Genomic DNA, 2,681 nt, shown 5'->3' on the forward strand with positions numbered 1-2,681 from the left:
TCTCTATCCCACAAACCGTATCCTCGGCGCAGGCCGGCGTCTCCTGCCGAAGCCAGAAGGAGCCAGCCGGACGAAACCCCGGCATGCGCCGGAGAAGTGGGGGAGGGGACTGGAAATGTGGGAATGCTTCTGCGCTTGGAAAGGCAGCCTAGGCCGCGAACATTTCCGGGTCGCTGTCGGGGTGGTCAAAGCTCATTGCGCGATTCTTGCCGAAGCGTTTGGCGGCGTAGAGCCCCTTGTCGGCGCGCGAGAGCAGGGTCGAGATTTCGCGGCTGTCATGGTCCTTGCAATAGCCGAGGCTGATCGTGACGGTCAGCTCACCTATCGGAGTCTGGATCGGTTCGGCGGCCACATCCCGCACCAGCCGACCGAGCGCGCGATAGGCCACGACCTCGCTGGAGAACATGCCCGCAATGGAAAACTCTTCCCCGCCCAGACGGGCGACAAGGCAATCCTCTGGCACTTTTGCGTTCAGCCTGACCGCGATCTCTCGCAGGACATGGTCGCCCACATCATGGCCGTGGGAATCATTCACGCGCTTGAAATTGTCGATGTCGGCAATGGCACAGAAGAAGGGCCGCCCGACGAAATGTGCGCGGGTCTGGAGCTGGCGCGCGGCCTCGAAAAAGGCGCGGCGATTGGGCAGGCCGGTCAACTCGTCCTTGTGCGCGATCTTGTAATTCTGTTCTGCCAGGCGATAGATCCTGAGCCGGGTGCGCAGCATGATGAAGCTGAGCGTGGGGCAAATGATCAAAGGCAGGATCGTGGCAAATGCCATCGCCGCCGGACCGCTGATCGAGCCATAGGCCTGGATCCAGAGATAGACGGGCGTGACAACGCACATCAAGACCAGAAGTGTGACCAGCACGCCGAGCCGTATGGCCCAGGCAATATTTCTATCAGGCATCCGCAACAGCGCCCCTCCCACACGAGACCTTTCGCAGAACGCTGTTAAGATTGCCGCTCACTGGGCGCGTAAATTGCGCCGGTCCCGTTAAGACCCTGCTAAGCAACAGGATGGGGGCGGACAAAAAGGACCGGCCCTGTTGGGGGGCCGGTCTGTTGTCGTTATTACAGGGGGGCTCAGCGCACCGCGCGCCGTGGCTTGTTGGCCACGCTGGTGACGTGTTCGGACACCGCCGGAATAAGGCGCGGGCCATTATGGGAGCGGCGGCCCATGAAGTTCAGGGCCGCGCGTTTGGCGACTTGCCCAGCGCCAGCCGTGAGGGCGGCGGTTGCGGCGGCGATGGCGGCTTGTTTCCAAAGTTTCATGGGCGAGCTCCTTGTGCGTTATGGGATTACCCTATCAATGCGCGCGACCGCCTGCCGGTTCCGCGATGTCACCTAGCGACGGCCCAGCACGGGCGGCATCATGCGGCGTGTGCGCAGGGCATGGGCGATGTCCGAGAGCGCGGGCGCATCGGGGGCGCGATCAAACTCGCTATCGCCGAGACGCGCATGGCGCAGGCCCTGACGCAGGAAGGTTTCTTTCGGGTGCGTTGCGGCCGCGTCGGCGGCCCGGCGCATGGTTTTGGAAAGATTCATATCGTGTCTCCCTTGCTTTGTGGTGCGAGGGCGGGCGGAGGCCCGCCATGAAGGAAGTATAGCACAGGAGGCGCAGCGACTTGAGTGAAACCCTTGTCAGGATGGCATGCATGAAAAAGGGCCGCATAGGCTGCGGCCCCTGTTTCATCTGTCGGTCTGGCCTATCAGTGCGCGGTGACCGGATCGCCATGGGGGCTGGAGACGCCCTTGTGCTGGCGGAACTGGCCGGATGTGTCTGCGCCGTTCGTGGCTTGCGTGTTGCTTTCATCCTGGCGGCGCTCGCGGAGGAATTTGCGGCCGTATTTCTGGCCGGCAAAGGCGGCCCCTGCAGCGCTCAGGACTCCAGCAGCGATCATCAATTGGTTGCGGCGTTTCATAGGTGGGTCTCCTGTGGTTCGCGTTATTCATGCGCGGCAGAATTGCCATCGCATTCCCCCAATCAATGCGTGGCCCCGGCCCCCTGTTCCGTTACATACCTGCAAGGCGCTTCCCTTCCGGGCGCGTGGACGCTAAAGCCCACCTCATGAGCCTGAAGACCCGCATCATTCCCTGTCTCGACGTGAAGGACGGCCGCACCGTCAAGGGCGTCAATTTCGTTGACCTGAAAGACGCGGGCGACCCGGTGGCGCTGGCGAAAGCCTATGATGCGCAGGGGGCGGACGAGCTGTGCTTTCTCGACATTTCCGCCACGCATGAGGGCCGGGGCACGCTGATGGACATTGTTTCGGCAACAGCGGAGCAATGTTTCATGCCGCTGACCGTGGGCGGCGGGGTGCGCAGCGCGGAAGACCTGGTGGCGCTGTTGCGCGCGGGTGCCGACAAGGTGGCGATCAATTCCGCCGCCGTGGCTGACCCCGGCGTAATTGCGCGATGCGCAGCAAAAGCCGGGTCGCAAGCGGTGGTCGTGGCGATCGATGCGCGCGCCGTGGGCGACCATTGGGAAATCTTTACCCATGGCGGACGGAAAGAGACCGGCATTGACGCGGTGGCCTTTGCCAGGGAAGCCGAGGCGCGCGGGGCCGGGGAAATCCTGCTGACCAGCATGGATCGGGACGGCACCAAATCCGGATACGACCTGCCCCTGTTGAAAGCAATCACCGGCGCGGTGAACATTCCCGTCATCGCCAGTGGCGGGG

Annotated in this window: 5 protein-coding genes; 1 reads left to right on the top strand and 4 read right to left on the bottom strand. The window is 63.1% G+C overall.

What is annotated here, in order from left to right; all coding sequences use genetic code 11:
• Positions 1 to 148: 148 nt before the first annotated feature.
• The 4 genes from B4F73_RS04085 to B4F73_RS04100 all read right to left on the bottom strand — a co-directional run bounded on the left by B4F73_RS04085 (position 149) and on the right by B4F73_RS04100 (position 1,922).
• Positions 149 to 907, bottom strand: a complete 759-nt coding sequence (locus B4F73_RS04085; RefSeq protein ID WP_051607648.1) for a GGDEF domain-containing protein — start codon at positions 905 to 907, stop codon at positions 149 to 151.
• A 176-nt stretch (positions 908 to 1,083) separates the two neighbouring features.
• Positions 1,084 to 1,272, bottom strand: a complete 189-nt coding sequence (locus tag B4F73_RS04090) for a hypothetical protein (protein WP_034813151.1) — start codon at positions 1,270 to 1,272, stop codon at positions 1,084 to 1,086.
• Between the two features lie 72 nt (positions 1,273 to 1,344).
• On the bottom strand, positions 1,345 to 1,545 hold the full coding sequence (locus B4F73_RS04095; RefSeq protein ID WP_290482568.1) for a hypothetical protein: 201 nt from the start codon (positions 1,543 to 1,545) through the stop codon (positions 1,345 to 1,347).
• Positions 1,546 to 1,709: 164 nt separating this feature from the next.
• Complete coding sequence (locus B4F73_RS04100) at positions 1,710 to 1,922, bottom strand: hypothetical protein (RefSeq protein WP_290482569.1); 213 nt, start codon at positions 1,920 to 1,922, stop codon at positions 1,710 to 1,712.
• Between the two features lie 146 nt (positions 1,923 to 2,068).
• Here B4F73_RS04100 and hisF point away from each other — a divergent pair.
• On the top strand, positions 2,069 to 2,681 hold a 613-nt coding region (gene hisF / locus B4F73_RS04105; protein WP_290482570.1), incomplete at its 3' end, for an imidazole glycerol phosphate synthase subunit HisF.

Source organism: Hyphomonas sp. UBA3601 (assembly GCF_002375605.1).
Lineage (GTDB): Bacteria > Pseudomonadota > Alphaproteobacteria > Caulobacterales > Hyphomonadaceae > Hyphomonas.